Source organism: Streptomyces sp. NPDC028419, assembly GCF_055565515.1.
In genome coordinates this window covers 18,396-44,613 of sequence record NZ_JBVHUE010000044.1, presented here as the reverse complement: position 1 = coordinate 44,613, position 26,218 = coordinate 18,396, and the positions used below count along the sequence as shown (strand labels likewise).

The window sequence follows — 26,218 nt, the reverse complement described above, 5'->3', positions numbered from 1 at the left end:
TAACGGACTCGCTGAAGGGCCTCGCCGGGGCGGCAGCTCCTCCCCGGCGAGTTGGGGGTACGCCTGTCTTCCGAGGTATTGGGTGACGTGCTGGTGTCGCTCCACGTACGCTCCGTGCATGGTTTACGTCATCGCTCTTAGTGCCAAAGAGTTGGACCGTATCGATGAGGAGCTGCTGGTCAAGCAGTCCTTCACGAAAACGGTTGCTACAGCCTCTCTTCCTAGCGATCGAACGCCCCACATCGCTCTGCTCGTCACGCGATCTGCCGGCGAGGCCGGCCAGTGTCCGTTGCGCTGGCTGGGAGTCGTGCGGCAGCCTCGTGGGGACAAGGTGGCGGCCGTTGATTCCCGCATCACCGTCGAGTTGGTACGGGAGACTCCGGTGCCGGTCCTGATGCGGTCACTTAGTGACGAGACGTCGCTTCCTCTGCGGCGCACCCTGGAGAGTGCCTGGACAAGTGAAGTCACGGTGCTCGAAGCCGAGGACTCCGAGGTTCTGCTGGAGGGTCTGGCTCGGCAGGGTGACGTGCTGCGAAGGATGCTCGACTTCTTGGGTGAGGCGGCCGAGCCCGACCCGTTCGACCCTCGACGCCCTGAGGATCGTGCTTGGCAGGAGCAGTACGACATGACGCGCCTGGGTCTGGCCATCGCTAACATCCCTCCAGCGCGGCTCGCAGCTTGGCGGCGCCCGAGTGACCCGGATGCCCCTCACTTGGCCGGGCTCATCCCGGAGCCGTTTGAACAAGGCTTGATCGAAAACGATGCCCGTCACATCGATTTCGATTCGGACGTGTTCACCGAGGCGGGGTGGTCTTCCGGCAGTGGTGCCACCGGGGCGTCGTTCCGGTGTGACATCCATGTCTTCGAACATCTCGGCAACCGTATCGAGGTGGCGAACATCAATGCAACGCCGGTGGAATCTCGACTCGGGGCGGACCTGATCTATTACCACGAGGCCACCCAGAGTTTCATTCTTGTTCAAGTGAAGCGGCTCCCCTCTGAGGCGGGTGCTCGGTGGATGTATGCGGATAAGCAACTCCTTGGGCAGATGGATCGTTTGGACCGAGTGGCCGCGATGAGTAGGGCGCCATCGGCACCTCATGAATGGCGTCTGGGTTCGGACCCCTGTTTTGTCAAACTCGCCTACTGGTCACAAAAGGAAACTGTCGACCCAGGGCCGGCGCCGGGCATGTATCTCCCGGTGCCATATGTGCGAATGCTGTTGGATGACGATGTGACGAGCGGCCCGAACAAGGGGAGCCGCCTCGGATACGGGCATGTCGAACGGTACTTGGGGAACACTGAGTTCACTCAGCTCGTGAAGAACGGGCTGGTAGGCACAGTGGGCACCACACTCGATGATCTGAGGGCGCTCGGCAGGGAGCGGGCAGAGGAAGGAATGTCCGTATCCATCGTTGTGGACCGGGCCACCGCCCCGACAAGTGAGGTGGTTAAGGAACGGCACAAGCGAAACCACACGCGGGGATACGATAAGACCCTCGCCAAGAAGGTGCGCCGTAGGCAATCTCGTGATCCCGGCCCCGGCCAGCAGCCGATCTTCGGATCTTGAATCAGGTGACGGGTGATTGCCGTGTATCAAATTCCCCGGCCGGAAGAGACTGCTGTGCTCTATTGCCCAAGTCGTCTGGGTGCCGTCGGGTGGGGCAGCTGTGGCATTGGAACCCCCACGATCTCCGGAGCGCGTCCACCTGCGCCCCAGACGAGTCGCACTTCACCACTCTTGGGTCCATGCGACTCGATGAGCTACGGACGGATGGCCGCGATAGGGCAGAGCGAGAAACTGGCTGGTGCTACTGAACTTTGTATGTCCCGGCGAGGTTGTCCGTCGGCGAGGTGTGGCCGGTGCTGGATTTAGGCTAACTTCGCGGGTCTGGCCAACTGGTGTGCGCGGCGTCTCGGCGATTTTCCGGCCTCGTCCGCACCGCGGCTGCTTGCACCCGTGGAGAGTCTCCATCTTCCATGGTTCCGCGGCCTCATTGTCGCGCTCGATCGCCCGATGGGCCGGCTGCTGCCACGACCAGACGTGCCGACTCCGGGCCCTCTCCCCGCTCGTGAGGCGTTCCACGAACTGAAGTCGGATTCGCTCCCGCGCGGCCCTCTCGGCGTTGGTCAAACCGCTGCCTTGCGCGTACCTCGCAGCGTCAGGGCTACCGGAATGACAGGGGCAATGTCAGGCGAACAGCCTCGATATCACCCAATCAAGTTCAGTACAAAGCATGGCTCCTGCTTCTCGGCGGTATTGCTGGAAGGCGCTGTGATGGAGCGGGTGCTTAGAAGGCACCTGCTCCATGGTTGGAGAGTTGCCAGGGTGTGTCGTCCCGTTTGCGCCGCGTCCGCAATGCGCAGTTTGGGGCATCTGCCCACATTTCAGGCCCAGGTGATGTCGCAGATGGAAGCCCCTGCTATCACAGCCTTCGTGATTTCGATAATCCCGGATTCCCCGGATAATTAGTGATGTCCGCGTCGTTCAGTAACGGCGGTACTCGTCGCGTCGATCTGTGTGGCGGCTGACTTCATCCAGCATCGTCTGGGTGGGTTCGCCGACGGCAGGCCATCTCGGTGGGGAGCAGGCTGGAAGTGTTCGGGAAGCCATGTCAACCTTGGGTTCTCCGGCGAATAGCGGCCTCGGAAATTCTCGCTGAAATCTGCAACCACAAGGGGAGTCGGTCTGTGTCCACCGTCATTGTTGGTGACGAATGCCTAGTGTCGGCCCGGCGGCGGGACATGCTGCTGGAGGGTATCGGTCGAAGTCCTCATAACGGCCAAGTGCTGAGAGCCTTCTTTTCTACGGTGGCTTTCGCTGCGTTGCGCCCGTCGGAGGCACTTGCGTTGCGAGTCCGAGACATCCAGGCGACTGACGGGGGCTCTGGAGTGTTGATGGTGAACTCCAGAGGGCGTGGAATCGCGGCTGCCGAGGCTGTAGGCGGAGCGGCTCGACGGGTTCCCCTTGGCGCCCGTCTAGCTCGGGTCCTCAAGGAGGAGGTCGCCAGACGTGGCCTCGGATCGTGCGACACGGTGTTCGTGAGGGACGACGGCCGGCCGCTGACGGCGGCGATGTACCGCCGGGCGTGGGAGGGGGCCTGGGAAGCAGCTCGGCTAGAGAGTCGCGAGACTGGCTTGCGGCTTGACGGTGGCATCTCCGTGCTTCGTGATGCGTGCATTGCCGACTGGATGAAGGCGGGCCCACTGACCGCGGGACAGTTGGTGGCGATTGCCGAGATCGTTGGCGTCAGCGCCGCCTATCTCGCATCGCGATTTGCGTACTGCCTTCAGGTGTCGGCGGAAATTGATTTCAGCCACCTGGAGGCCGCCTTCGAGCTGCCCGACGTGACGTCGAGTGCAAGCTTGCGGTAAGAGTTCCCGGTTCGGGCTGATACCGCTCAAGCGGATCTGGATGTGCGCCTGCTCGCCGCCCCTTCGCTATGTCATATGTACCGATGCGAACCACGGAGACACTGCTGTTCACACGCTTGCTGTCCATTCCGGCGGTCGCTTCTGCCCTGGACGTCGACCGCCGTACGGTCTACCGCTTCATCGCCGCCGGCGAATTGCCCGTAGTCGACCTGAGAACCGGACCGGGCCGCTCTCGGGTCCGTGTACCTGAGGCAGGACTCTACGAGTTCATCAACCGCCGGGCTGTCGCTCCCGTTGCGGTCCGCCACTGACCTCGGGCCACCGTTTCTACTTCACCTTCAACGCAAGGAGCGGACCTGTACCTGCGTAAGCTGCAGACTGGCAACTGGCAGGCCACCGTCAGGAACCGTGCCGGTGACCGATTCAGCGAATCGTTTCCTCTCAAGACTCAGGCGCGGGCCTGGGGCATCGAATTGGAGACGCAGTTCGCCCGCGGAACCCTTCGTGACCCTCGTGCGGGCGAGATCACGTTCCGCGAATGGCACGATCGCTCGTGGAACGCCAGGATCGCCGAGCCTCACACTCTGCGTGGAGATGCCTCCAGCATCAAGAACCACGTGCTGCCGCACTGGGGAGACTGGGAGATGCGGGCCGTCACCCGCATGGACATCCAGAGCTGGATCCGCGCATTGGCCGAGAAGGGGACAGGCGCGTCCGCGATCAAGCGGGCCTACAACCTGACGTCTTCCATCATGCGAGCGGCCGTGGACGACGACGTGCTCGCCGTGAGCCCCTGCCGCAGCATCGATCTGCCGACGATCGCGGTCAAGCCGCCGCAATGGTTCACCCTCGACCAGGCACAGAGCATCCTGGACGAACTTCCCGCCCCATGGCGCACCATGTGCTTGCTCGGCCTCTACACCGGACTGCGATGGGGTGAGCTCTCCGGTCTGCACTGCCACCGCATCGACCGACGCCGAGCGCGCCTGTTCGTGGTTGAGGTCAACACCAAGAGCGGGATCAAGGAGTATCCCAAGAGCTCGAAGAGCCGCAGGGAAGTTCCGATCCCGGCCTACGCCCTGGAGGCCCTCGAACGCCACATCCAAGGGCTCGGCCGAGACGCGCTGGTCTTCACCACCGTCACCAAGGGCAGAGCGGGCCGTCGCCTCGACGACGGCAACTGGCGGCGGCAGACCTGGTGGCCGGCCCTCGCCAGCGCCTCCTACTTCGATTCAGACGGCGACCAGCGGCCCGTCCCGCACTATCCGCCGCACTCCATGCGGCACACCTGTGCCTCGTGGCTGGTACAGAAAGGGGTATCCCTCTACGAGGTCCAGCACCTTCTGGGCCACGAAAGCTTCCAGACCACCCAGCGCTACGCGCACCTGCAACCAGACGCCCACAAAGCCGTCCTGGCGGCGTGGGAGAGGCTGGATGCTCCGCTGACCATCGCTGGATGAACGCGCTTCGGCCCCTGTCCGCCTGCCACGGACAGGGGCCGAAGTGCTTTCGATCATTTTCGCTGAGGGTCCGGACCGGCCGCGGGGAGTGCCCAGCGGCCACGGCTGTCGAACGGCCAGGGATGGGCGTGAGGGGCGACCCTCAGCAGCCCGCGCAGGTCTTCGCGTCCTGCCGGCGGATCCTGCGGATGCCGCAAGGGCGCACTGAGAGGGTCGATCCGCGCCGCATACGCCTCGGCCCATTGCAGCCATTCCGCCTCGCCTTCCGGGACGGTATCGCCGGCTGTCCGCGCACGGGCGGCGAGGCAGAAGGCGCGGATCTCTTCGGCCCGGGACCACGACTCCGCCTGCTCGACGAGAACCTTCGCGCGATGCTGCTCGATCTGCAGCTCCCGCGCCCGAGCAACGGCCGCGTACCATTCGCGCTGCTGCTCGGCCTCGCGGAGTTCCGCTTCCTGCTTCCGGCGTTCGGACTCCGCCGCCCGGTGTTCAAGACCCTGCAGAAGGAGTCCGAGGCGCGACTCCAGCGTCCACCTCGCGCCGTCACTGTACGTATAGGAATGCTGATACCACGTTCCGGTGGGCGCCCCGATTTCGAGACGCCCGTTGAACTCGTGATCGTATTTCGCAAGACGCGTCCAGGGACTGCGCTCCTGCTGGCGCAGCTCCTGCGCGGTGGGCTCGTGGGGCACCTTCGTTGTCCGCTCCGTGATGGTGAGCGGGTAGGCGTGCCCGTTGATGACGATGACCAGCTGGTGCAGCGTTCGGCCTCGCTCCAGGTCGGTTCGCGTCTCGACCCCGTACCCGCGGCTTTCCGCCTCGGTCAGAAGCGCATGCATGATCCGCAGGGCCCGGTCGGCGAGCGGGCGGGACACGTGCAGGGGGATGGCGCCGGGCTTATCGCGGGTATCGATCGCGGCCTGAGACCTTCCGAGAGCCTTGCGCGTCGCGCGGACCAGGGCGTGAGGGCGGTCAAGGACGTCGGGCACGTCGATCGACGGGACCGGTGTTGGCCGAGCCGATTCCTCTGCCTTCTCGTTGATCAGCGTGAAGACGCTGTCACCTTGCTGTCGGCCGGTCCAGCGCAGCTTGTGTTCATCCGGTACGCGACGGTGGTGGAGCGCGTCGTAGTAGGCCGCACGCCACCTGCCCCGGGTCTGAGGGCCGGGGTTCGGGACCGTGATCCTTCCCGACGCTGAGCGCAACCGGGAGATCAGCTCGGTTCCGCCGGCGGGAGCGCGCGCTGCTTGTTCTGCGTCCCCCTCCAGCCGCTTCTTCTCCGCCTGCACTTCCCGAGGGTGCTTGCCGTGCTTGAGGTAGAAGCGGCCTTCCTCGGTGACGATCGCGTCTTGCCCGCTGCCGTGCCACGTCCTCTTGATCAGGCCCCGCTTCTCCAGCGCCCAGGTCGTGTGTGTGCTCGCGGGTGGGACAGGGGTAGGGGCCGTGCTGGCCGCGAGTTCCTGGAGCATGGCGGCCTGCTTCTCCGACAACGCGTACTTCACGGTTCCGGCCTCGACTCGACGAGCTGCGGGGGACAGCCACGATAGGCCGGGTCGAAGTACTGGAACGGGTGGGCTTCCCTCGTCTGGGTCCTCTTCACCGATACTGGTCGTTCCAAAGCGTGCTGCCGGTGTAGAAGCCCGGACTCGCGACGGGCGGTTGCTGACCCCCTGTTACTGCCGGCCGTGACGCTCATTTGACGCTCAGAGCCCCCAGCGACCCGCCTTCTGGGTCAAGAGACCCCCTCTGACCTGCTGTTTCCATAGGCCCCGCACTTTGTGTCCTCTTCCCGATGACGCACCACGTGGAGTGCGTGGCGATCCTGGAGCCGGTGGCGAAGGCGGGCTGAGCTGGCTGGTGCGCTCGGCACCGGCCGATGTCGAGCTGTGGAAGCGGTGGTGTGCGGGTCGGTGGCGGGTGTTCGTGTCAGGCGGGCTCGAGGGTGGCCGCGCCGAAGGAGACGTCGAAGCGGTCGCACCAGATGGTGACGCTGCTGTAGTCGGCGAGGTTCACGGCGGCCGGGATCTCGTAGTTCTGGTCGCCCTTGTTGCCCTTGAGCTTGCCGAGGCTGACGTACTTGCCGTCGTCGAAGACGGTCCAGCCGGCCGCGCCCTCCTTGACGGGGGCGTCGGTGAGCCAGACCCGCAGGTCCGGGCCGTTGCTGGTGTCCAGGTCCTCCAGGCGCAGGGTGTGCGAGCCGTCGGCGAGCCGGAGGAGCTTCACCCTGCCGGTGGTCGTGTGTTCGTGGCTGATCAGGGTGCCCTGGGCGAGGGTCCGTGGGCCGGCAGCGACGGTCGGCGGCGCGGGGCTCGGCGCTCCCGCGGCGGGCGCGGCGGACGGCAGTGCCTCGTGGACGGTGTCGTCCTGCCACAGCTTCCACGGCTGGAACCAGTACAGCCCGGTGCCCAGCACCACCGCTGCGATCACCGGACCGAGCACGATCCTGCCGCGCCGCCCTCTGCCTGCCTTCACCGAAGCCTCTTCCTCGCGAGTGTGTAGCCCGCATTCAAGCGCGGTGGACCGCACGGATGCCAGACCGGACCGGGTGACGAAACTCTTACGTCCCGTCGGCAGGCCCTGAGGTCAGCGGGGTCGGGCGGCCACCCGCACGGCGGGTCACCACTGGTCGAGGAGCGCGGGATCCTGCCACCGGCCAGTGTTCCCGCGATGCCCTGCATGCCCTGCATGCCGGTGAAGCCGGCCGAGGCGGCAGGACATCGGCAGCGGCAGGCCGTTCGCACCGTCGCGTCGGACGCCCGGTGGTGCCGTCGGCGTACAGCATCCGGCTCGCTTCGACGCCGGTGCGCTGCAGGACGGTGCTGCCCAGACGGTCGCAGGCCCGGCGCAGGTGGTCCCGGGCGCCGAGTTCGCCGCGGGCGACCAGCGTCACCGACAGGCCCGGCCGGGATTCGGCAGGGCCGAGGGGCGGGAGGCCGCGTCGAAGGTGGGCTCGGCCGGGCCGAGTTCGCCGCCGTCGTCACCGTGGCCGCCGAGCGCGTGGAGCGGCGTGGCGTAGCCGAGCTCCGCGTCGCCGCCGGCTTCGACCTGGTGCTCGGGGGCGACGGCGGTGCCACGGGGCTGCGGGGTCGTGGTCTCCTGACCGGCGGTGAGCTGGTGCAGCCGCAGCCGCTCCACGGCATCCGGCACGGCGTTGACGACGGTGGTCTCCGCATCCGCCGGGGACAGCCGGCGGGCCGGGTTGCCAGCCGGGTGGGGCCCGGCGCAGCCGGCGCCGAGGGCGACGGCGCGGGCTCGGTGACGTGAGCGGAACGGTGCGTCGATTCCCGACAGGAACCCGATGTGACAGCCGAGACGCCGGGGAGTTCCGCTCCCGGCCGCTGTTCACCGACCTCGGCCCACGCCCCGCCGCCAGGCGATCCGCACCTGCCTTGAGGCCGGCGAGGGCAACCGCGAACAGCTCACCCGCGGGCCCAGGGCGCCGGGCCTTCCCCGTCGGCACCGGGCGGATCGTCCGCCCGAGGCGCAGGCTTTGGCCGTATGCCTACGTCGAGGCTAGGGTTTGCCGCCGTACTCGGTGGATCGCTCCCCTGGGGGAAGGTGGGAATGGGGCTCATTGACGCAGACCACGTGGGGCTCGTCGTCGCGGCGCAGGCCGGTGACGATCGGGTGCGCGAGGAACTGATCGCCGCCTACCTGCCGTTGGTCTACAACATCGTCGGGCGCGCGCTGAGCGGGCATGCCGACGTCGACGACGTCGTCCAGGAGACCTTGCTGCGCGTGGTGCGCGACCTGCCCGCCCTGCGCGCCCCGGAGAGCTTCCGGTCCTGGCTGGTGTCGATCACGCTCCGCCAGATCAACTCCCACTGGCAACGCCAGCACGCCCTCGCCGACCGCACCACGGTCATCGACGAGGCACACCGGATACCCGACGTCGGCGCCGAGCCCGTGGACGCCGCGATCCTGCGGCTGCACGTGTCGGACGAGCGGCGCCGGGTCGTCGAAGCCGGCCGGTGGCTCGACCCGGACCACCGGCTGCTGCTGTCGCTGTGGTGGCAGGAATGCGCCGGCCTGCTCAGCCGGGAGGACCTGGCCGCCGCGACGGGTCTCACGGTCGCGCACGCCGGAGTGCGCCTGCAACGCATGCGCGAGCAGTTGGAACTGTGCCGGACGATCGTCGACGCGCTGGAGGCCGACCCGCGCTGTCCGCAGCTGGACGGGACCGTCGTCGGCTGGGACGGTGACCGCGCATCGGTGTGGCGCAAGCGGATCGCGCGGCACACCCGTGACTGCCCGCTCTGCACGGGGACGTCGACGGAACGGATTCCGGCCGAACTGCTGCCCCTCAGCCTCACGTCGCTGGCCGTCCCGGCCGCACTGATCGCCGCGCTGGCCGCCAAGGGCCTGCTGTCGGGTACGGCGACCAGCGCTGCCTGGCTGGCCGCGGCCCCGGTCGCCGTCGGCGCGGGGACGGCGACGGGGGGCGGCGGACTGCACGGCGTGCTGATCGGCAAACTCCAGGCGGTGACCGCTCATCAGCTGGTGAGCCTCGCGGCCGGCGCGGTGCTCATCGCCGGGGCCGCCACCTACGCGAGCTGGCCCGAATCGGCGCCCCACGTGCCCGGCGCCACCGCAGCCCCCGCGGTCGGCACGCCCACGCCCCTCCCCTCGCGCACCACCACCTCGGCCGGACCGTCACCGGCGAGCCCGCCCCCGGGCGGCCCGTCCGCGGCCGCGGGCACCGTCGCGCTGGGCGCACGGTCGCTGGAGTCCGCGGACAGTCCCGGCCTGTTCGTCACGTACACCGGCGACTTCGCGGCGCTCGGCGGCTTCGGCGCGTCCAGCAGCGCGCAGGATCGTCAGCGGGTCACCTTCACGGTCGTCGGGGGACTGGCCGACACACGGTGCGTCACCTTCCGCGCCGCGGACGGCCGGTACCTTCGCCACCACTACCTGCGGCTGCAACTGAGCGCCGACGACGGCAGCGCACTGTTCCGTGAGGACGCCACCTTCTGTCCCCGTCCCGGGGCGGTCGCCGGGTCCGTCGCCCTGCACGCGCACAACTATCCGGGATCGCTCCTCCGCCACCGCGACGGCGGTATCTGGCTCGACGGCTCCGACGGCACGCGGGCCTTCGCCGGCCAGGCCTCCTTCATCGTGCGCGGCCCCGGCGCCTGAGCACCGCTCCTCCGGATCCCCGCGTTTCCCGCGTCCCGCGCCCGGTGCCGTGCGCCGTGACCGGCGTTCGCCGCAGATGCGTGCGGCGCCCCTTCCCCGGGCGCGACCAGGTCACGGGGTCCGGCGTAACGCTTTCTGCCTGCGAGATCCGTCACGGGGCAATTCCGCGGGCAGCACGACTTTTCTGTTACGAGGCCGCGCGCTCGGAAGCCTCCACTTCAGGGGGGTCCTCCCCGCCGCACGTCATGACGTGCGGCGGGGCAGGTCCCGCTTCCCCCACTGACGTATCCCCTGAAGAAAGCCCCTCACATGACGCAACACACCCACGGACCCAGAGCGACCGGTACGCGGAACCCCGGAGGAGAATCATGAAGGGCCTGCACCGGCTCCGCCGGGGTCGCCGGACATGGGCGATCGGGCTGTCGGCCACCGCGCTGGTGGCCGGCGTCGTGACGCTCCTCCCCAGCTCCGCCGGAGCCGCGGGCCTGGGCACCCAGGCCGCCCCCTCGGGCCGGTACTTCGGCACGGCCGTGGCCGCCGGCAGGCTCGGTGACTCCGCGTACACCGCGCTCGCCGACCGGGAGTTCAACATGGTCACCCCGGAGAACGAGATGAAGTGGGACGCCGTCGAACCGTCCCGCGGCAATTTCAACTTCGGCCCCGCGGACCGGATCGTCGATCGCGCCCTGGCACACGGCCAGCGCCTGCGCGGCCACACCACGGTCTGGCACTCGCAGCTCCCCGCCTGGGTCGGCTCCATCCGCGACGCGAACACGCTGCGCAGCGTGATGAACCATCACATCACCACCGAGCTGACCCACTACAAGGGCAAGATCTACGCCTGGGACGTGGTCAACGAGGCGTTCGCCGACGGCGGCAGCGGTCGGCTCCGCGACTCGGTCTTCCAGAAGGTGCTGGGCGACGGCTTCATAGAAGAGGCGTTCCGCACCGCCCGTGCGGCCGATTCCTCGGCCAAGCTCTGCTACAACGACTACAACATCGAGAACTGGACGGACGCCAAGACCCAGGGCGTCTACCGCATGGTCAAGGACTTCACGTCCCGCGGCGTGCCGATCGACTGCGTCGGGTTCCAGAGCCACTTCGGGGCGGGCGGCCCGCCGGCGAGCTTCAAGACCACCCTGGCCGGCTTCGCCGCCCTGGGGGTCGACGTCCAGATCACCGAGCTGGACATCGCCCAGGCCGCGCCCGCCCACTACGAGAGCGCGGTCAACACCTGCCTGTCCGTGCTCCGTTGCACCGGCATCACGGTGTGGGGCGTGCGGGACAGCGACTCCTGGCGCGCCGGCGAGAACCCGTTGTTGTTCGACGGCGCCGGCAAGCCCAAGCCCGCCTACACCGCCGTCACGAGCGCTCTGCGTTCCGGCTCCGCCGTCACCCCGCCCAAGCCGACCGAGGGTACGGGGGAGATCAAGGGCGTCGGCTCCGGCCGTTGTCTCGACGTCCCGGGCTCCGCGCCCGCCAACGGCACCCGGGTCCGCTTGCAGGACTGCGCCGGACAGGGCGACCAGCGCTGGACCTACACCGCCGGCAAGCAGCTGAAGACGCGCGGCGACAAGTGTCTGGACGCCAAGGGCAGGGGCACCAGCAACGGCACCGCGGTGGTCGTCTGGGACTGCAACGGTGGCGCCAACCAGCAGTGGAACGTCAACGCCGACAGCTCGATCGCCGGCGTCCAGTCCGGGCTGTGCCTCGACGCCGTCGGCGCCGGCACCGCCAACGGCACCACGATCCAGCTGTACACCTGCGTGTCCGTCGGCAACCAGAAGTGGACCGGCCCCTCCTCGACGGGCGGCGGTGCGACCTGCACCCTTCCGGCGACGTACAAGTGGAGTTCGACGGGTCCCCTCGCACAGCCGTCGAACGGGTGGGCCGCGCTGAAGGACTTCACCCACGTGGTGGTGGGCGGCAAGCACCTGGTGTACGCGTCGAGCGCTTCGGCGACCGGCTACGGCTCGATGGCGTTCAGCCCCTTCACGAACTGGCCGGACATGGCGTCGGCCGGGCAGGTCCGGATGAGCGAGAAGGCGGTGGCGCCCACCCTGTTCTACTTCGCGCCCAAGAAGATCTGGGTGCTGGCGTACCAGTGGGGTGCCTCGCCCTTCAGCTACCGCACGTCGAGCGATCCGACCGACCCCAACGGCTGGTCCGCGCCGCAGCCGCTGTTCACCGGCAGCATCCCGCGCGCCGAATCCGGCACGGGACCGATCGACCAGACCCTGATCGCCGACGACAAGAACATGTACCTGTTCTTCGCCGGTGACAACGGCAAGATCTACCGGGCGAGCATGCCGATCGGGAACTTCCCGGGCAACTTCGGCTCGTCGTACACGACGGTCATGAGTGACACGGTGAAGGACCTGTTCGAGGCTCCGCAGGTCTACAAGGTCCAGGGCCAGAACCAGTACCTCATGATCGTCGAGGCCCGGGGCGCCAACGAGCGGCGCTACTTCCGCTCGTTCACCGCCACCAGCCTGAACGGTTCCTGGACCCCGCAGGCCGCCACCGAGGGCAACCCCTTCGCGGGCAAGGCCAACAGCGGCGCCACCTGGAGCGACGACATCAGCCACGGTGACCTGATCCGCACCAACCCGGACCAGACCATGACCATCGACCCCTGCAACCTGCAGCTCCTGTACCAGGGCAAGTCCCCTACCGCGAGCGAGCCCTACGACCTGCTGCCGTACCGGCCGGGCGTCCTCACCCTGCGGCGCTGACACCTACGGGCGCGTCCACAGAGGCGCGATCACTGACGGACTGCCGCCCTCGGGCCGAGGGGACACCTCGGCCGGGGGCGGCTTTCCGTGGTGGAGGGGTCGTGGGCGGCGGTCGCGGAGCGGTGGGGTGTCAGGTGGGCCGGGTGGTGATGGTGCACAGGCGTTTGGTGGCTCGGGTGAGGGCTACGTAGAGGTCTCTTTCGCCGGCGGGGCGGGAGGTGGTGATTTCTTCGGGGTTCATGACCACGACCCCGTCGAATTCCAGGCCGCGGGCTTCGGAGGCCGGGACGATGCGGGCGTGGTCCGCGATGCCGTGGGCCGTCAGCTCGCCGACCCTGGCGTCCGCGCAGATCACGCCCAGGAGCTCGCCCGGGTGTGCGGTGCGCTGGCTGTGGAGTTCCTCGGCGAGTGCCTGGAGCGAGCCGTGCGGGGGCGTGGTCACCGTGCGCGGGGGTTCGCCGCCGCGCAGGGAGCGGGTGGGCTGTTGGTCCGGGGCGATCCGGGTGAGCAGGTCCCGCACGCTCTCCAGGATCTGCTGGGTGGTGCGGTAACTGACCGTCAGGTTGTGGAGTTTGAAGCGCGGGCCGACGTGGGGGCCCAGTGCTTCCTTCCAGTCGCGCGCCGTCGCGACCGGGCCCGCCTGGGCGAAGTCGCCCACCAGCGTCATCGCCCGTGACGGGCAGCGGCGCAGGATCATCCGCCACTGCATGGCGGTCAGTTCCTGGGCCTCGTCGACGACGACGTGGCCGTACGTGCGCTCGGGCGGACCGGCGACCAAGCTCGCCGCCTCGTCCAGCAGGGGGAGGTCGGCATCGGTCCACGGGGCGTCCGGGGCGCGCAGCAGGAGGGACCGCTCCTCGGCGGTCAGGTGGGGCAGGTGCTCGGCGAGGGCGTCGGCCCGCGTCAGGAGCGCCTGCACGAGGTCGGCGGGTGCCAGCCGCGGCCACAGCGCTTCGACCGCCCGGTCGAAGCCGGGGTCGTCGAGGAGGTCGGCTCGGAGGGCATCCAGGTCCAGCTCGTGGACCGGACCCGGGGCGGCCGCGCCTTCGACACGGCGCTGGGCGGCCCCCGTGAACCGGTCCAGGTCCAAGCCGGTCATCTTGGCGGTGTCCGCGTCGATCTGGTCGAGGATGTCGCCCACGTCCCGTCGCATCGCGTCGGTGACGGCGTCGACCAAGAGTTCCGTGAACACCCGGCGCGCGGGGTCGTGCCCGGGTGCGGCCGCCAGGGCGGCGTCGCGCGCCGCGGCGACTTCCACGGCGGACAGGTGGACCGGTTCCTGTCCGACCCGCACGGTGAAGGCGCCCGCGGGGGCTTGGTGGCGGCGCAGCAGAGCGGACAGGGCTTCGGCGAGGTCGCAACCGCCCTTGAGGCGCGCCGCGTCGAAGGGGTCCGTGGCGTCCGGGGACACTCCGGCCAGTTCCCGACAGGTCGCCAGTACGACGTCGTTCTCTCCGAGCGAGGGGAGGACCTGGGAGATGTAGTCGAGGAACCGGGCGTTCGGGCCGACCACCAGGACGCCCTCTTCCGCGGCGCGCGGGAACGCGTACAGGACGTAGGCCGCCCGGTGCAGCGCGACCACCGTCTTGCCGGTGCCGGGTCCGCCCTGAACCACCGTCACCCCGCGGTGGGCGGAGCGCACGATCTCGTCCTGCTCGGCCTGCAGCGTCGCGACGGCCGCCTGCATCGTGCCCGTGCGCCGCGCCGAGAGGGCGTCGGTCAACGGGCCGTCCCCCACGACGTCTTCGTCGGTCGGGGCGGTGCCGTCGAGGAGCTCGTCGCTCACCGAGACGACCGTGCGCTCTTCGAGGCGCAGGTGTCGGCGGCGCCGCAGGTCCATCGGGTGGACCGGGGTCGCCTCGTAGAAGGGCCGCGCCGCCCTCGCGCGCCAGTCCACGAGCAGCGGCAGGTCGTCCTCCTCCGTGTGCAGTCCGATCCGCCCGATCCGCAGGGCGGTGCCGTCCGTCCCGTCGATGCGGCCGAACACCAACCCTCTTTCGGCGCCCTCCAGCCGCCCGATCTCCTTGGCCAGGCGCTCGGCGGCGACCTCCCTCTCGTACGCCGCGCCGGCGCCTTCCGCCGGGGCCCTCAGCACGCTCGCCCGGCTCGCCCGCGCCTCGGAGAGCCGCTCGCCGAGCAGCTCGTACAAGGAGGACACGTAATCCCGCTCCGATTCGACCGCACGCACCGCGGGGTCCTTCGTTTCCGACACCATGGGCTCCTTCGATTCGACCCACACCATAGGGACGAATTTCCGCGAAGGTAAGTCTTGACTTACCTGGCGATATGTATCCTCGGCGAATTTGCGCACCGAATGTTTTTGTGCCTCCGGTCGGATTTCCGGTAAGGGGTGTCAGGTGAGTGTTGTCAGGTGAGGGGGGCCGCCGGGCGGGCCGGTGTGGCATGGGTCCAGGTCGCCTCGAACTGGCGGAGGGCGGCGGTGTACAGGATGCCGGGAGCCCGGGCGTACAGGCACGGAGAATTCCGGCCGTGGGCGGACGCGCTGTAGAACGTGAGGTAGGCGGCGCGGTCGGTCGCTATCACGCGACAGTTGTTCGGCAGGTTGTATGTGCGCAATTCGATGTCGTCGCGCGACCGGGTGGCCCGGGTCAGGTATTCGATGTTCGTCCGGACCTGATCTCTGAGCAGGTCCCGCGTGAAGCCGGGGTCGAATCGGGACACCTCCTGAAAGCGCCGATCGAGCCACGAGTCCTCTCGGGGATCGGGGTTGGGCAACAGGATCTGCACGGATCGTGGGGACGGCGCCCCCGACCACAAGGGGGAGAACACCTCGCGGGTGAGCACGTTCCCGCGGCCGGCCAGGACTTTGACCCAACGCGCACGCCGCAGGTCGTGGGCGAGGTCCCGTTCGGCGGCGGACTGGTGCCGGTAAGCAGTCGTTGGACCCGAGCAACTTCCGTCGCAAGGTGCTGGGGACCGCGGGGTTCGTGGAGCCCACCGGCGAGCAGCGGATGCCGGTGACCGGGCGTCCGGCAGCGCTCTACCGCCGGGGGAGCGCGTGGGTGTTGAGCCCGCCGCTCCTGCGGCCCGGCGGGGCGGCCCCCTTGGGCTGACCGCGCAACGGTGGCTTCGGCCCGCCGGGTTGGCCGGATCTCGTGGGCATGAGGGGTCGGGGTGGGGGCGCTTGACCCCGTCGGGCGGGAGGTGGGTCAGGCCAAGGTGAGGGGGAGGGCGGTGAGGCCGCGGGTGAGGCGGGTTCGGCGCCAGGGCGGGGGGGTGGTGGGGGTGGTCAGGTGGGTGTTCGGGAAGCGGGTCAGGAGGGTGTGGAGGGCGATTTCGGCTTCGGCGCGGGCCAGGGGGGCGCCCGGGCAGCGGTGGATGCCGTGGCCGAAGGAGAGGTGGGCGGTGGCGTCGCGGTCGAGGTCGAGGCGGTCCGGGTCGGGGAACGCCGCCGGGTCGCGGTTCGCGGCGCCGGGGGCGATGAGCACCGGGTGGCCGGCCGGGATGTCGACCCCGCCGATCCGGAGGTCCCGCGTGCTGTGCCGGAAGGTGGCCACGCTCACCGGGGAGTCGTAGCGCAGCAGTTCGTCGAGGGCGCCGGGGATCAGCTCCGGGTCCCGGCGCAGGCGGTCGAACGCCTCGGGGTGGCGGAGCAGGGCCAGGACGGCGTTGCCGATGAGGTGGGTGGTGGTCTCGTGCCCGGCGACCAGCAGGAGGGCGGCCAGCGAGACGGTCTCGTCCCGGTCGAGGCCGCCCTCGGCGCAGTCGCGCACGAGCGAGGGGAGGGGGCCCTCGCCCGGGGTGGCGCGGGCCGCGTCGACGAGGTGGGTCAGGTAGTCGCCGATGTGGTGCGAGGCGGCGTCGACGCGGGCGGTGTCGGTCGCGTCGAAGAGGTCGTGGGAATGGGCGGCGAGGGTGGCGCGGTCGGCTTCGGGCACGCCCAGCAGTTCGCAGACGACGGTGACCGGGAGGGGCACCGCCAGCTCCGCCACCAGGTCGACCTCCGTGCCCGGCCGCCACGCGGCGGTCAGGTCGTCGACGACGCGGGTGATGAACGGGCGCAGTCGCCGGACGCGGCCCGTGGTGAACAGGGGCGTCGCCACCCGCCGGTGGCGGGTGTGCTCGGGGGGATCGCTCGCCAGCATGTTGCGGGCGAGCGCCGGGTGCAGGTCGCGCTGCGAGGGCTTGTCGGCGAAGAAGCGGACCGTGTCCTTGGACAGGCCCGGGTCGGTGAACGCCTCGCGGGCCTCGGCGTGGCCGGTGATCAGGTACGAGTGGTGTCCGCCGGAGCCGGTGGGGACCCGCTGGACGGGACAGCCCGCGCGCAGCCCGGCGTAGGTGGGGTAGGGGTCGGCGAAGAAGCGCGGGTCGCGCAGCGGGTCCTGCCGGGGGGCGCTCACGAGGCCGCGCCCGCGGTCTCGGGCTCCGGCTCCGGCCGCGCGGGGCGGGCCGCGTAGGCGCTCGCCACGAGCAGCAGCCACGCGGTCTCCGCCGGGAGGTCGCCCTTGCGCGAGCGGGTGCCGGCGGCGGGCGGTGCCTCGTCGCCGTCGAGGGGGAGGCCGGTGCGCTTGGCGTGGACGGCCGCGGCGATGACCGCGGCCTCCACCGCGGCGTCGCCCTCGGGAGTGTCGCTCGCGCCCCTGCGCGCGACCTCGGCGGCCGCGGCGTCCCGTACCGACGCCTGCCGGTAGCGGCGCAGGGCCAGGACGCAGTCGTTGATCTCGATGACCCGGCGGTGCAGGTGGAAGTCGAGGTCGTGGGTGTCGGCGTCGGCGTCGGTGTGGCCCGGGTCCAGCACGACCTCGGGGACCGCCGAGGTGACCTCGCGCCACAGGGGTTCCAGCGCGGTGAAGGAGGTGCGTTCCCAGCGCCGGCGCCGCAGTTGGCTGAGCGGCCACAGCAGGGCGGGGAGGGTGAGCCCGAGGGTGATGAGGAGCACGGCGACGGCGGGCGCGGTCACGCTGAACGTGCAGCGCAGCGGGGTCACCAGGGTCGAGCACCGGGCCTGGTCGGGTACGAGCCCCAGACCGAGGCCGATGGAGACCAGGGCGAAGAGCTTGTACGCCGCGTAGACGAGGGCGAAGCCGCAGCCGACCGAGGTCGTGCGCAGGCCCCAGCGCTGACTGCGGCGGGTCGAACGGGTGGACTGGGCCCACGTCTGGAGCAGGAAGTCCTTGGCCGTGTACCCCAGGTAGGAGATGTAGATGAGCACGTAGCACGCGTACAACGCCGGGTTGCGGACCGTCAGTTGCTCGGCGACGAAGAACACGGTCATACCGGCGACGCAGAGCCCGAGGGCGATGACGCGCAGCCGGATCTGCCGCCGGGCCCGCTCCCGGTCCAGGTTGAGCTGGAAGAGGAAGGCGAGCACCGAGGTGGCCGCCGTCAGGGTGAAGGAGTTGCTGAGGAGCCGGGCGACGTGGGGGACCACCGATTCGACCGCGCGCTCCACGGCCGGGGCGTACGAGGCGAAGGCGAGGGCGAAGGAGGTCAGCAGCGCGGCCATCGCCCAGCTGCCCGTGGGCCGGTGCCCGCCGCGTCCGCGCACCCAGTACGCGGCGAAGCACAGCAGCACGACGGCCGTGCCCGAGAAGAGGATGTCGATCATTTGCGGTGGCGCTTCTTCCTGTGTGGCTCGGCGAACAGTGCGTCCCAGCTCTCGGTGCCGCTGGCGGGCCGGCTCGACGGGGCCTCGCGCCCCCGGTACATGAGCTGTCGGATCACGCTGGCCATCACCTCGGCCTCGCGCTCGTCCTCGCTGGTGTAGCTGGTCCGGCCGGACATGCGCTGGACGAGGGTGGGGTTGAACCCGATCGCGCGCAGGGTGTCCGGGTCCAGTTCCAGGCTGCCGGGGTGGTCGCAGATGATGTGGCTGATCTCGTGGGCGAGGATGTGGTTCTGGTGGAGGGGGGAGGTGGCCTCCTCGTAGAACAGCAGGTCCGCGTCCGGGGTCTCCAGGCGGATGCCGCACGGAGCGTCCGCGGCGCCCAGGGTGCTCAAGGGGCGCAGGATGATGGGGCGTCCGCGTTGTTCGGCCACGGCGTCGCGCAGGTCGCGGGTGCTGAAGCGGTGCGGGAGCCCGAGGGCCTCGACGCGCGCCTCGCACGCGGCGCGAAGCTGCTCAAGGTCCATGTCCTCACTCTGGTGGCGCCGGTCGGGGGTGGTCGGCCGCGGCGGACCCCACCCCGGAAGTCCGCCCCGTGCGCCCCCATGCTGACATGTTCGCGACTCCACTCCGAGGTCGGGGGTCGCCGCGCACGCGCCCCCGCGGTTCAGTCGTCCAGGTCCAGGCCGAGGTCCTGGGCGGGGTCCTCGGCGGTGAGCCCTTCGAGCTTGCGGGCCTGCTCGATCACGGTGGACAGCATCTTCAGGCTGTCGACGCTCAGGCCGTTGGCCCGCAGGGCCACCTTGCGGACGTCCTGGTCGCGCATGGCGGCGAGCAGGTCGATCTCCGCCCGGGTGCGTTCGGCCGCCGCGCTGTCGACGAAGTAGCCCGCCGGTACGCCGAAGAAGTCGGCCAGGGCCTTGATGGTGTGGCGGGTCGGGTTCCGCTTGGCCCCCGTGCGCAGCTGTTGGATGGCGCTCGCCGTCACCCCGCGGCCCTCTCCGGTCGCGGCCCTGAGGATGCCCTCGGCGACCTCCGCGTAGGTGTAGGGCCCCCGGGAAGGGGGGTGCACCGTGCGGAAGAGGTGGTCCAGAAGCTGGGCGAAGGTGGGTGACTGGTCATCCTCCACGTACACGTCCTCCTTGGCGTGATGCCGAGCCTTTGCCCACCACAGTGTTGCTCGAAGCCCATCGGGCCGGCCCCGGCAGCACTTTGGTTGACGCCGGACAGTCACTCTGGTGTACGTTACCAATGCTTCGTCGCCACTGGAGTGTTGAGGGGAGTGGCGGCGACGCCGGGGCGCAGCTGAGCTTCACGGGGGTGAGCTCGGCCGACGGCCCGGCGCCCGGACCCGTCAGGGAGCAGGGGCCGCCACCACCGGGAGCGCCCGCAGGGCGTGGAACCTGAAGGTGGTGGTCCAGCGGAGGTCCCCGGCGGGGGAGGCGAGGCCGAGGTGGGGGAGTCGGTCGAGCAGGGTGTCGAGGGCCAGGGTGACCTGGAGCCGGGCCAGCGGCGCGCCGAGGCAGTGGTGGAGTCCGTGGCCCAGCGCGAGGTGCCCCTGGTCCGTCCGCGTGATGTCGAAGCGGTCCGGATCCCGGTAGCGCGCCGGATCCCGGTGCGCGGCGGCCAGCGAGAAGAGCACCGTGTCGCCGCGGGGGACGCGGATCCCGCCGATCTCGACGTCCTCGGTGGGGAAGCGGCGGATGGCCGTGTGGTTCGGGTGGGCGAAGCGGAACAGCTCCTCGACCGCCCCCGCGAGCAGCTCGGGGCGGGCCCGTAGGGCGGCCAGTTGAGCGGGGTGCTCCAGGAGCGCGAGCAGGCCGTTGCTGATGAGGTGCTGGACGTTCTCGCTGCCCGCCATGAGGAGGAGGAAGGCGAGCGAGACGAGTTCGTCCTCGCTGAGCCGGTCGTCCGCGTCGCGCGCGCGGATCAGGCCGGACAGGACGTCGTCGCCCGGCTCCTCGCGGCGCTCGGCCACCAGGGCGATGAGGAACCGGTGGATCTGGTCGATCGCGTCCGTCAGCTCCTCGCGCGTGGCCGGTGCCAGCATGGCGGAGATCCACCCCGAGAACCGCTCCCGGTCGGCCTCCGCGACGACGAGGAGGTCTCCGATGACCTTCAGGGGGAGGGGCCCCGCCAACTCGGCCACCACGTCGGCGCCGCCTTCGGCGTCGACGCGCTCCACGAGCCGGTCGACGAGGGCGTCCACGGCGCCCTGGACGTGGCCCCGCAGGCCCTCGGTGTGCCGGGGGGTGAACCCCTGCGCGACGAGGCGGCGCAGTCGGAGGTGGTCGACCGCGTCGACGTTGAGGAGGTTCGCGTCCAGGGCGGGGGGCAGCGAGAAGCCCTTGAAGCCCGTGCCGGAGTGCCGCTTGTTCACGGAGAGCCGGGGGTCGACGAGGCCGCGGCGGACGTCGGCCTCATGGGTCACCAGCCACACGGGCGAGCCGTCGGGCAGGGCGACGCGGTGTACGGACCCCCGCGCGCGCAGCCGTGCGTAGGCCGCGTGGGGGTCGGCCCGGAAGGCGTCCGTGAACGGCCGGGGGAGCTCCGGCGCCGCGGCGCCCGGGCTCACGGGGTCGTCCCGAGCGTCGCGCCCACCGGGGCGGTGCGGCCGACCGACCGCAGGGCGACGGGGGAGGTCATGGCCCGGGCCAGCCTCTGCTGGAAGGCGAGTTCGGCGGCGAGGTCGCCCGGTGCGATGACGACGGGCGTCTGCGGCGGCTGCTCGGGCGGCTGGTCGCGGCGCTTGGCCTCGATCGCGCCGAGGAGCTGGCTGGCCTCCACGACGGCCGCGAGCTCGTCGCCGCGCAGACCGGCGGCCTCGGCCTCGGCCCGGACGGCGCGGGCGATCTCGGGGTCCATCCAGGTGCGCAACTCCCATTGGGCGTCGCGGATCTCGATCAGCATGCGGTACAGCCGGGTCTGCAGGTCCAGGGCCGGGCCCATGGGGATGACCGGTTCCGGCACCTCGGCGGTGAGCGTGCGGTGGAGCGGGGTGAGGGCGCGGTAGGCCCGGCGGTTGCGCAGCCGGTCCCCGGCGGAGGTCACGTGCGGGCCCCAGTCCGGCAGGATCCACCCCACGGTCTGCACGATGACGGCGATCCCCACGCCGAGTTGGGCGAGGGACTCCCACGACCGGCCGGACCCGCCGAACTGCGCGGCGATGAGGTCGGCGGTGCGGCAGCCGGTGTAGACGAGCGCGAACGGCAGGGTGAAGGCCACCATGCGCAGCCCGCGGCGCAGCCAGGCGGACGGCGCGATCTTGGAGTACCGCCAGCCCATCACGCCGATCTCGACCTGGTTCGCGGTGAAGGCCGCGAGGTAGACGGCGAGGTAGGCCGGCATGTACCGGGCGTGCGTGACGGCGAAGTCGTCCGGTGTCTCCCCCTGCTTCGTCGCTCCGGCGAACAGCACGGTCATGGAGATCAGCACCGCGGCGAGCGCCAGGATGCGGGGCAGCGTCTTGCGCCGCGCGGCCTGCGGTCCGTGCGTCAGGTGGAGCAGCACGAGCTGCTGACACGCGGTCATGACGATGACGCAGCTCTGGGTCAGCAGACCGGAGAAGTTGACGATCCCGACGAAGTCGCTCGTGGCCGCCCATACCGAGGGGGTGGACACCGTGAAGATGATGAAGAGGAGGAGGAAGTTGGCCACCAGGGCCACTTGGGTGACGGAACGGTCGGTGCGCAGGACCCGCGACTTGTAGACCAGTGCAAGGAGGGCGACCGCCGAACACAGCGGGTACAGGAGGCTATTCATCGCACTTCTCGTGGGTCGGGGATTCCAGGGCGGCCAACCGCTCGACGATGGCCCGGGCTTCGGGAGGTACCGGCCAGGTGCGCTGGCCTCCCCACGCGTTGATGCGCTGGCCGATCAGCGAGCCGACCAGCTCGGCCTCGATCTCCGCCTCCGCGTCGGAGTGCTCGCGCCCCATGACACGGCGTACCAGACCGGGGTCGAGGGAGGGCATCAGGAGTCGGGACGCGTCGGTCGACATGACCGGCGACGCGTCGTGGTCGCACAGGACGTGGCCGATTTCGTGCAGGATCACCTGCTGCTGGTGGATCGGGACGAGACGCTCTTCGACGAAGATGTAGTCGTTCGCCTCGGTGGAGACCCATAGCCCGTGCGGACCGGCGGCCGGCAGCGGGAGGGCGGCCACCCGCACCGGTCGCCCGCGCAACTCACCCAGGTGTTCGCAGAGTTCCCCGATGGTCAGGTTCTCGTCGAGGCGCAGGCCGAGGCTGTGGACCCGCTCTTCGCACCGCTCTCCGAGCGTGCTCGCGGCACGCGCGCGGGGCTTTAATCGCCAGCGCACGACGATCACGAAGTTTCGGCGGTGGACGTCGCGTCGTCGCTGGTCACGGGCACTCCTGCTGGGTCGGCATGAGTGTTATCTGAACACAGCGTTCCACGCGCGTCCAGGGCAAAAACAAGACAGTTCGTCTTTTGGCAATAGCTAAGAGGGATTATTTTTTACCAAATTTCAGAACTGCCTTCCGGAGTCTGTCAGAAGCCCGCGCCCAGCCGGCGTCCAGCCGGCGACGAGCCCGTGCGGAGCTCGTGGAGAGTCCGTGGACGCTCCGTGCGGAGCCGGTCAGGGGCTCGGTTCCTCTGGTGGACTGACGGGGAGTCCCTCCAGCTCGCGGACGCGGTCGATCACTTCGGTGATCGAGCGCAGGGTCTTCTCCGACAGGCCGACCGACCGCAGGGCCACCCGCTGGACGTCCGCGTCCCGCAGGGCGGTGAGGAGGGCCAGTTCGGCATTGACCGTGTCGGTGACCTGGTTGTCGAAGAAGTAGGCGGGTGGGACCCCGAAAAAGGTGGCCAGCCCCTCGATGTGTCGCATGGTGGGGTTGTCGCGCTGCCCCTTGCGGAGCAGCCAGATGTAACTGCCCGAGATCGGCACGCCGGTGGCGGTGATCGCGCGGGCGACTTCCTCGGTGGTGTGGGGCGCCCGGCCGGCGGGGGCCGTGCTGGCGAACAGGTGGTTCAGCTTGTGAGCCAGGCTGTTCTCGGGCCCAATCTCCAGGTCGGTCATGCGCGTCCCGTCTCCATTGGTCGGGTCGCATCCTACCCGCCGACTGGTGTGTAAGTCGAAACTTGGCGAATCCAACCTCAGTTGACTCCGATGAGGCCGCAGGGTTAGCGTCGCCGAGCGGGTGTTCGACTGGCGTGCGACGACGTGGCCGCTCAGTTGAACACCAGTGGATAGTAAGGGGCGGTTCGACCTCACGCCCCGTTGTCAGACTTCGCACCTGGGGAGCGAATGGTCAGCGAGTCGATCCGTGCCATCACCACCGCGAGCGGTATGCCTCGCCAGATCGTCCGTACGCGGACGCTCGGCGAGCGCCTCCCCGTCGCGGAGAGATGTAGCCACCCCTACGGGGCTCCGCGCCCGTGATCTGGGACGTGGCCCCCGGGTGCTGAGCGACGCCGCGCCCGCGGCCCCGACGGCCCCGCGCGAGTGACCGACCGCTTCCTCCCTCTCCATCTCCTGGCCTCCCGACCGCCGTCGGCGGGCCCACCGCCCCTGCCCACCCTGCCCCGTCCGGGACCCGCTGTCCGCCCATCGGCGTGCCGCGGCTCCGTGCCCGGACGAAGGGCCCCGCGAGGACGTCGCGAGGGTGCCGCTCGGCATGCCGTCACGAGAATCCGACACGACTACCGGACGGGGTCGTATGGCCGTCATCACATTCCGAAGACATCCGCAGACATCCGCAGGCATCTGAAGACAGGCGAATGACGTTCGGCGCGACGTACACCGCGATGCGCAGGGCGAAGCAATAACGAGCACGGGGGATTCACATGCAGCAGACGATTGCCGCGCCGACACAGCCATTACAACGAACAGAGGCATCGCTTCCTTACCTTCACGGACGGCAGGACGGCGCCGCGAAGACGGACCTGCACATCACCTTCCAGGTCCTCGGCCCCCTGGAAGCCTGGGTCGGGCCCCGCCGGGTCGAGATCGGCGGGCCCAGACAGCGGATCGTGCTGGCGATGCTGCTGCTCGCGCCGGACCGGGTGCTGTCGATCGACCAGTTGGTGGAGGCGGTGTGGAACGGCCGGCCGCCCGCGACCTGCCGCACCCAGATCGCCATCTGCGTCGCCAGCCTGCGCAAGGCCTTCCAGGCCGCGGGGCACACCGAGGAAGTGATCGTCACCGCGGCGCCCGGGTACCTGTTGCGCTCCTACGGGCACCGGATCGACGCCGTGGAGTTCGCGTCCGGCGTGGAGGGTGCGCAGACGCTCGCGCAGCGCGGGGACACCAGCTCGGCGGCCGACGTGCTGGGCCGGGCGCTCGGCCTGTGGCGGGGGCCGGTCCTGGCGGACATGTCGAGCCCCGTCATCGAGACCGAGGCCGAACTCCTCGAACACCGGCGCCTGACGGCGTACGAGCAGTACGCGACCCTCCAGCTCCAGCTGGGCCGACACCGCGAGATCATCGCCGAGCTCACCGCCCTCGTGTCCGAACAGCCCTTGTGGGAGCAGGCGCGGGCCGCCCTCATGCTCGCCCACTACCGCTCGGGTCACCGCTCCGAGGCCCTGGCCCTCTTCCGGCAGGCGCAGCGGGTCTTCCGCGAGGAGATCGGGCTGGAACCCGGCCGGGTCCTGCAGGACCTGCACACGGCCATCCTCCAGGAAACCTCCGGGCTGATGCCGGTCACCGATGTGGCCGGGCCGCTCAGCGTCGGTTCCGCACTGCCCGAACTTCCGCCGGGTGCCGCGGTGTTCGTCGGCCGGGAGCGCGATCTGCACTCCCTCGACGGTCTGCTGCGCCGAGCCCGCGGGGGTGTCTCGGCCGTCGGCCTGGTCGTGGGACGCCCCGGCATCGGCAAGACCGCCCTCGCGCTGCACTGGGCGCGCAGGGCCGCCCACGCCTTCCCCGACGGGCAGATCCACGTCGACCTGGAACGGACCGGCACCGAGGACGCCCCCGCCGCCCTGCTGCGGGCCCTCGGCCTGTCCGACGCCCAGATCCCCGCGGAGTACCAGGACCGGCTCCGGGAGTTCCACCGGCGGGTCGAGGAGCGGCAGATCCTGGTCATCCTCGACGGCGTCCCCGACGACACCGTGGCCTACGACCTCGTGCCCAAGGCGGGCAAGTGCAGCGTCCTGCTGACCAGCCGCCGGGTACTGGCGACCCCGGCGCAGGTCCGGTTGACCCTGCAGGAGCTGGCGCCGGCGGACTCCGTCACGCTGCTCGGCTCCCTCGTGGGCGACGGGCGGGTCGAGGAGGACGCCGCCGCCGCGCACCGCCTCGCCTCCCTGTGCGACCACGCACCGCTCGCCCTGTCCGCCGCGGCGGCCCGGCTCATCGCCAAGCCGCACTGGCGCCTGTCGCACCTGCTCACCCGGCTCGGCGACCCCCGGCACCGGCTGGAGGAACTCTGCACGGGCGCGCCCATGCTGCGCCGGTCCCTGGACGGGGTGTACCGGTCGCTCTCGCGCGAGGCCGCGGCCCTGTACGTCCGGCTCGGCCTCGTCAGCGGCGAGCGGATCGGCGTCTGGGTGGCCCAGGCGCTCCTCGACACCGATCCCATGGACGCCCAGGGGCTGCTGGAGGAGCTGGTGGACGCCACCTTGATCGAGGTCTCCGACACGGGGTCGGACGGCTGGTTCCGCTACCGCCTGCCCGGTCTGCTCTCCCTCCACGCGGAGGAGACCGCCCACCAGGAGATGACCGCGACCGCCCGCACGGCGGCGTACGACCGGATGGTGGACGCCGAGGCCGCGCACACGAGCGATAGCACGTCGATACCGGCGCTTCGTAGGGTCAGCTGACGGCACCCCGAACGGCTCCGGGACTCGCTCCCGGACCGGCGATCGGGGGAGGGGTGCCGTCCGCGGTGACGGCTCGCCGCGGTCCTCGGGCCGCGGCGGGCCGCCGCGGTCCCCGGGCCGCGGCGCCGGTCGCCGTGGCCCGCGGGGCGCGCCCG

21 protein-coding genes are annotated in these 26,218 nt (G+C 70.2%); 8 read left to right on the top strand and 13 right to left on the bottom strand.

Annotation, left to right across the window (positions count from 1 at the left end; all coding sequences use genetic code 11):
* Window positions 1-118: 118 nt before the first annotated feature.
* The 4 genes from ACZ4UB_RS35050 to ACZ4UB_RS35035 all read left to right on the top strand — a co-directional run bounded on the left by ACZ4UB_RS35050 (window position 119) and on the right by ACZ4UB_RS35035 (window position 4,835).
* Window positions 119-1,570 (top strand): hypothetical protein, encoded by a 1,452-nt coding sequence (locus ACZ4UB_RS35050; RefSeq protein ID WP_468076630.1) that lies wholly within the window; start codon window positions 119-121, stop codon window positions 1,568-1,570.
* Between the two features lie 1,175 nt (window positions 1,571-2,745).
* Window positions 2,746-3,375, top strand: a complete 630-nt coding sequence (locus ACZ4UB_RS35045) for a tyrosine-type recombinase/integrase (RefSeq protein WP_468076647.1) — start codon at window positions 2,746-2,748, stop codon at window positions 3,373-3,375.
* Window positions 3,376-3,443: 68 nt separating this feature from the next.
* Window positions 3,444-3,686, top strand: coding sequence for a helix-turn-helix domain-containing protein (locus ACZ4UB_RS35040; RefSeq protein WP_468076628.1), 243 nt, complete (start codon window positions 3,444-3,446; stop codon window positions 3,684-3,686).
* 162 nt (window positions 3,687-3,848) lie between these two features.
* Window positions 3,849-4,835, top strand: a complete 987-nt coding sequence (locus ACZ4UB_RS35035) for a tyrosine-type recombinase/integrase (RefSeq protein ID WP_468076626.1) — start codon at window positions 3,849-3,851, stop codon at window positions 4,833-4,835.
* Between the two features lie 53 nt (window positions 4,836-4,888).
* Here ACZ4UB_RS35035 and ACZ4UB_RS35030 read toward each other — a convergent pair whose 3' ends face one another.
* From ACZ4UB_RS35030 to ACZ4UB_RS35020, 3 genes are all read right to left on the bottom strand, one after another.
* Complete coding sequence (locus ACZ4UB_RS35030) at window positions 4,889-6,337, bottom strand: hypothetical protein (protein WP_468076624.1); 1,449 nt, start codon at window positions 6,335-6,337, stop codon at window positions 4,889-4,891.
* 424 nt (window positions 6,338-6,761) lie between these two features.
* Window positions 6,762-7,307 (bottom strand): DM13 domain-containing protein, encoded by a 546-nt coding sequence (locus tag ACZ4UB_RS35025; protein ID WP_468076622.1) that lies wholly within the window; start codon window positions 7,305-7,307, stop codon window positions 6,762-6,764.
* A 414-nt stretch (window positions 7,308-7,721) separates the two neighbouring features.
* Window positions 7,722-7,982 carry a hypothetical protein gene (locus tag ACZ4UB_RS35020; protein WP_468076620.1) on the bottom strand — a complete coding sequence of 87 codons (261 nt, stop codon included), beginning with the start codon at window positions 7,980-7,982 and terminating at the stop codon, window positions 7,722-7,724.
* Between the two features lie 417 nt (window positions 7,983-8,399).
* Between ACZ4UB_RS35020 and ACZ4UB_RS35015 the strand changes: the two genes are divergently transcribed.
* Window positions 8,400-9,971: a sigma-70 family RNA polymerase sigma factor gene (locus ACZ4UB_RS35015; RefSeq protein WP_468076618.1), complete on the top strand. Its 1,572-nt coding sequence runs from the start codon at window positions 8,400-8,402 to the stop codon at window positions 9,969-9,971.
* 368 nt (window positions 9,972-10,339) lie between these two features.
* On the top strand, window positions 10,340-12,706 hold the full coding sequence (locus tag ACZ4UB_RS35010) for a non-reducing end alpha-L-arabinofuranosidase family hydrolase (protein WP_468076616.1): 2,367 nt from the start codon (window positions 10,340-10,342) through the stop codon (window positions 12,704-12,706).
* Between the two features lie 130 nt (window positions 12,707-12,836).
* Here the strand turns inward: ACZ4UB_RS35010 and ACZ4UB_RS35005 are convergent, their stop codons facing one another.
* Both ACZ4UB_RS35005 and ACZ4UB_RS35000 read right to left on the bottom strand, forming a co-directional pair.
* Window positions 12,837-14,921: a HelD family protein gene (locus ACZ4UB_RS35005; RefSeq protein WP_468076614.1), complete on the bottom strand. Its 2,085-nt coding sequence runs from the start codon at window positions 14,919-14,921 to the stop codon at window positions 12,837-12,839.
* A gap of 152 nt (window positions 14,922-15,073) precedes the next feature.
* Window positions 15,074-15,454, bottom strand: a complete 381-nt coding sequence (locus ACZ4UB_RS35000) for a hypothetical protein (protein WP_468076612.1) — start codon at window positions 15,452-15,454, stop codon at window positions 15,074-15,076.
* Between the two features lie 179 nt (window positions 15,455-15,633).
* Here ACZ4UB_RS35000 and ACZ4UB_RS34995 point away from each other — a divergent pair, with 179 nt between their 5' ends.
* Window positions 15,634-15,780: a hypothetical protein gene (locus ACZ4UB_RS34995; protein WP_468076645.1), complete on the top strand. Its 147-nt coding sequence runs from the start codon at window positions 15,634-15,636 to the stop codon at window positions 15,778-15,780.
* A 96-nt stretch (window positions 15,781-15,876) separates the two neighbouring features.
* Here the strand turns inward: ACZ4UB_RS34995 and ACZ4UB_RS34990 are convergent, their stop codons facing one another.
* The 8 genes from ACZ4UB_RS34990 to ACZ4UB_RS34955 all read right to left on the bottom strand — a co-directional run bounded on the left by ACZ4UB_RS34990 (window position 15,877) and on the right by ACZ4UB_RS34955 (window position 23,316).
* The gene (locus ACZ4UB_RS34990) at window positions 15,877-17,067 is read right to left on the bottom strand and encodes a cytochrome P450 family protein (protein ID WP_468076610.1); all 1,191 of its coding nucleotides are present in this window, start codon (window positions 17,065-17,067) and stop codon (window positions 15,877-15,879) included.
* Window positions 17,064-18,275 (bottom strand): MAB_1171c family putative transporter, encoded by a 1,212-nt coding sequence (locus ACZ4UB_RS34985; protein ID WP_468076608.1) that lies wholly within the window; start codon window positions 18,273-18,275, stop codon window positions 17,064-17,066. Before ACZ4UB_RS34985 ends, ACZ4UB_RS34990 begins: the two co-directional genes overlap by 4 nt.
* Window positions 18,272-18,799, bottom strand: a complete 528-nt coding sequence (locus ACZ4UB_RS34980) for a M48 family metalloprotease (protein WP_354379069.1) — start codon at window positions 18,797-18,799, stop codon at window positions 18,272-18,274. The genes ACZ4UB_RS34985 and ACZ4UB_RS34980 overlap by 4 nt, the downstream gene beginning before the upstream one ends.
* A 140-nt stretch (window positions 18,800-18,939) precedes the next feature.
* On the bottom strand, window positions 18,940-19,401 hold the full coding sequence (locus tag ACZ4UB_RS34975; RefSeq protein ID WP_468076606.1) for a helix-turn-helix domain-containing protein: 462 nt from the start codon (window positions 19,399-19,401) through the stop codon (window positions 18,940-18,942).
* Window positions 19,402-19,626: 225 nt separating this feature from the next.
* Window positions 19,627-20,847 carry a cytochrome P450 family protein gene (locus tag ACZ4UB_RS34970; RefSeq protein WP_468076604.1) on the bottom strand — a complete coding sequence of 407 codons (1,221 nt, stop codon included), beginning with the start codon at window positions 20,845-20,847 and terminating at the stop codon, window positions 19,627-19,629.
* Window positions 20,844-22,034, bottom strand: a complete 1,191-nt coding sequence (locus ACZ4UB_RS34965; RefSeq protein ID WP_468076602.1) for an MAB_1171c family putative transporter — start codon at window positions 22,032-22,034, stop codon at window positions 20,844-20,846. Before ACZ4UB_RS34965 ends, ACZ4UB_RS34970 begins: the two co-directional genes overlap by 4 nt.
* A complete protein-coding gene (locus tag ACZ4UB_RS34960; RefSeq protein WP_468076600.1) occupies window positions 22,027-22,602 on the bottom strand; it encodes an ImmA/IrrE family metallo-endopeptidase in 576 nt (191 codons plus the stop codon). The genes ACZ4UB_RS34965 and ACZ4UB_RS34960 overlap by 8 nt, the downstream gene beginning before the upstream one ends.
* Window positions 22,603-22,872: 270 nt before the next feature.
* Complete coding sequence (locus tag ACZ4UB_RS34955; RefSeq protein ID WP_468076598.1) at window positions 22,873-23,316, bottom strand: XRE family transcriptional regulator; 444 nt, start codon at window positions 23,314-23,316, stop codon at window positions 22,873-22,875.
* A 767-nt stretch (window positions 23,317-24,083) separates the two neighbouring features.
* On the opposite strand from ACZ4UB_RS34955, the gene ACZ4UB_RS34950 reads away from it, so the two are divergent.
* On the top strand, window positions 24,084-26,063 hold the full coding sequence (locus tag ACZ4UB_RS34950) for an AfsR/SARP family transcriptional regulator (RefSeq protein WP_468076596.1): 1,980 nt from the start codon (window positions 24,084-24,086) through the stop codon (window positions 26,061-26,063).
* Window positions 26,064-26,218: the final 155 nt, after the last annotated feature.

Coding starts and splice junctions, on each gene's coding strand:
- ACZ4UB_RS35050 (WP_468076630.1), top strand. CDS start 119: ATGGTTTACGTCATCGCTCTTAGTGCCAAAGAGTTGGACCGTATCGAT.
- ACZ4UB_RS35045 (WP_468076647.1), top strand. CDS start 2,746: ATGCTGCTGGAGGGTATCGGTCGAAGTCCTCATAACGGCCAAGTGCTG.
- ACZ4UB_RS35040 (WP_468076628.1), top strand. CDS start 3,444: ATGTCATATGTACCGATGCGAACCACGGAGACACTGCTGTTCACACGC.
- ACZ4UB_RS35015 (WP_468076618.1), top strand. CDS start 8,400: ATGGGGCTCATTGACGCAGACCACGTGGGGCTCGTCGTCGCGGCGCAG.
- ACZ4UB_RS35010 (WP_468076616.1), top strand. CDS start 10,340: ATGAAGGGCCTGCACCGGCTCCGCCGGGGTCGCCGGACATGGGCGATC.
- ACZ4UB_RS35005 (WP_468076614.1), bottom strand. CDS start 14,921: ATGGTGTCGGAAACGAAGGACCCCGCGGTGCGTGCGGTCGAATCGGAG.
- ACZ4UB_RS34985 (WP_468076608.1), bottom strand. CDS start 18,275: ATGATCGACATCCTCTTCTCGGGCACGGCCGTCGTGCTGCTGTGCTTC.
- ACZ4UB_RS34980 (WP_354379069.1), bottom strand. CDS start 18,799: ATGGACCTTGAGCAGCTTCGCGCCGCGTGCGAGGCGCGCGTCGAGGCC.
- ACZ4UB_RS34965 (WP_468076602.1), bottom strand. CDS start 22,034: ATGAATAGCCTCCTGTACCCGCTGTGTTCGGCGGTCGCCCTCCTTGCA.
- ACZ4UB_RS34955 (WP_468076598.1), bottom strand. CDS start 23,316: ATGACCGACCTGGAGATTGGGCCCGAGAACAGCCTGGCTCACAAGCTG.
- ACZ4UB_RS34950 (WP_468076596.1), top strand. CDS start 24,084: ATGCAGCAGACGATTGCCGCGCCGACACAGCCATTACAACGAACAGAG.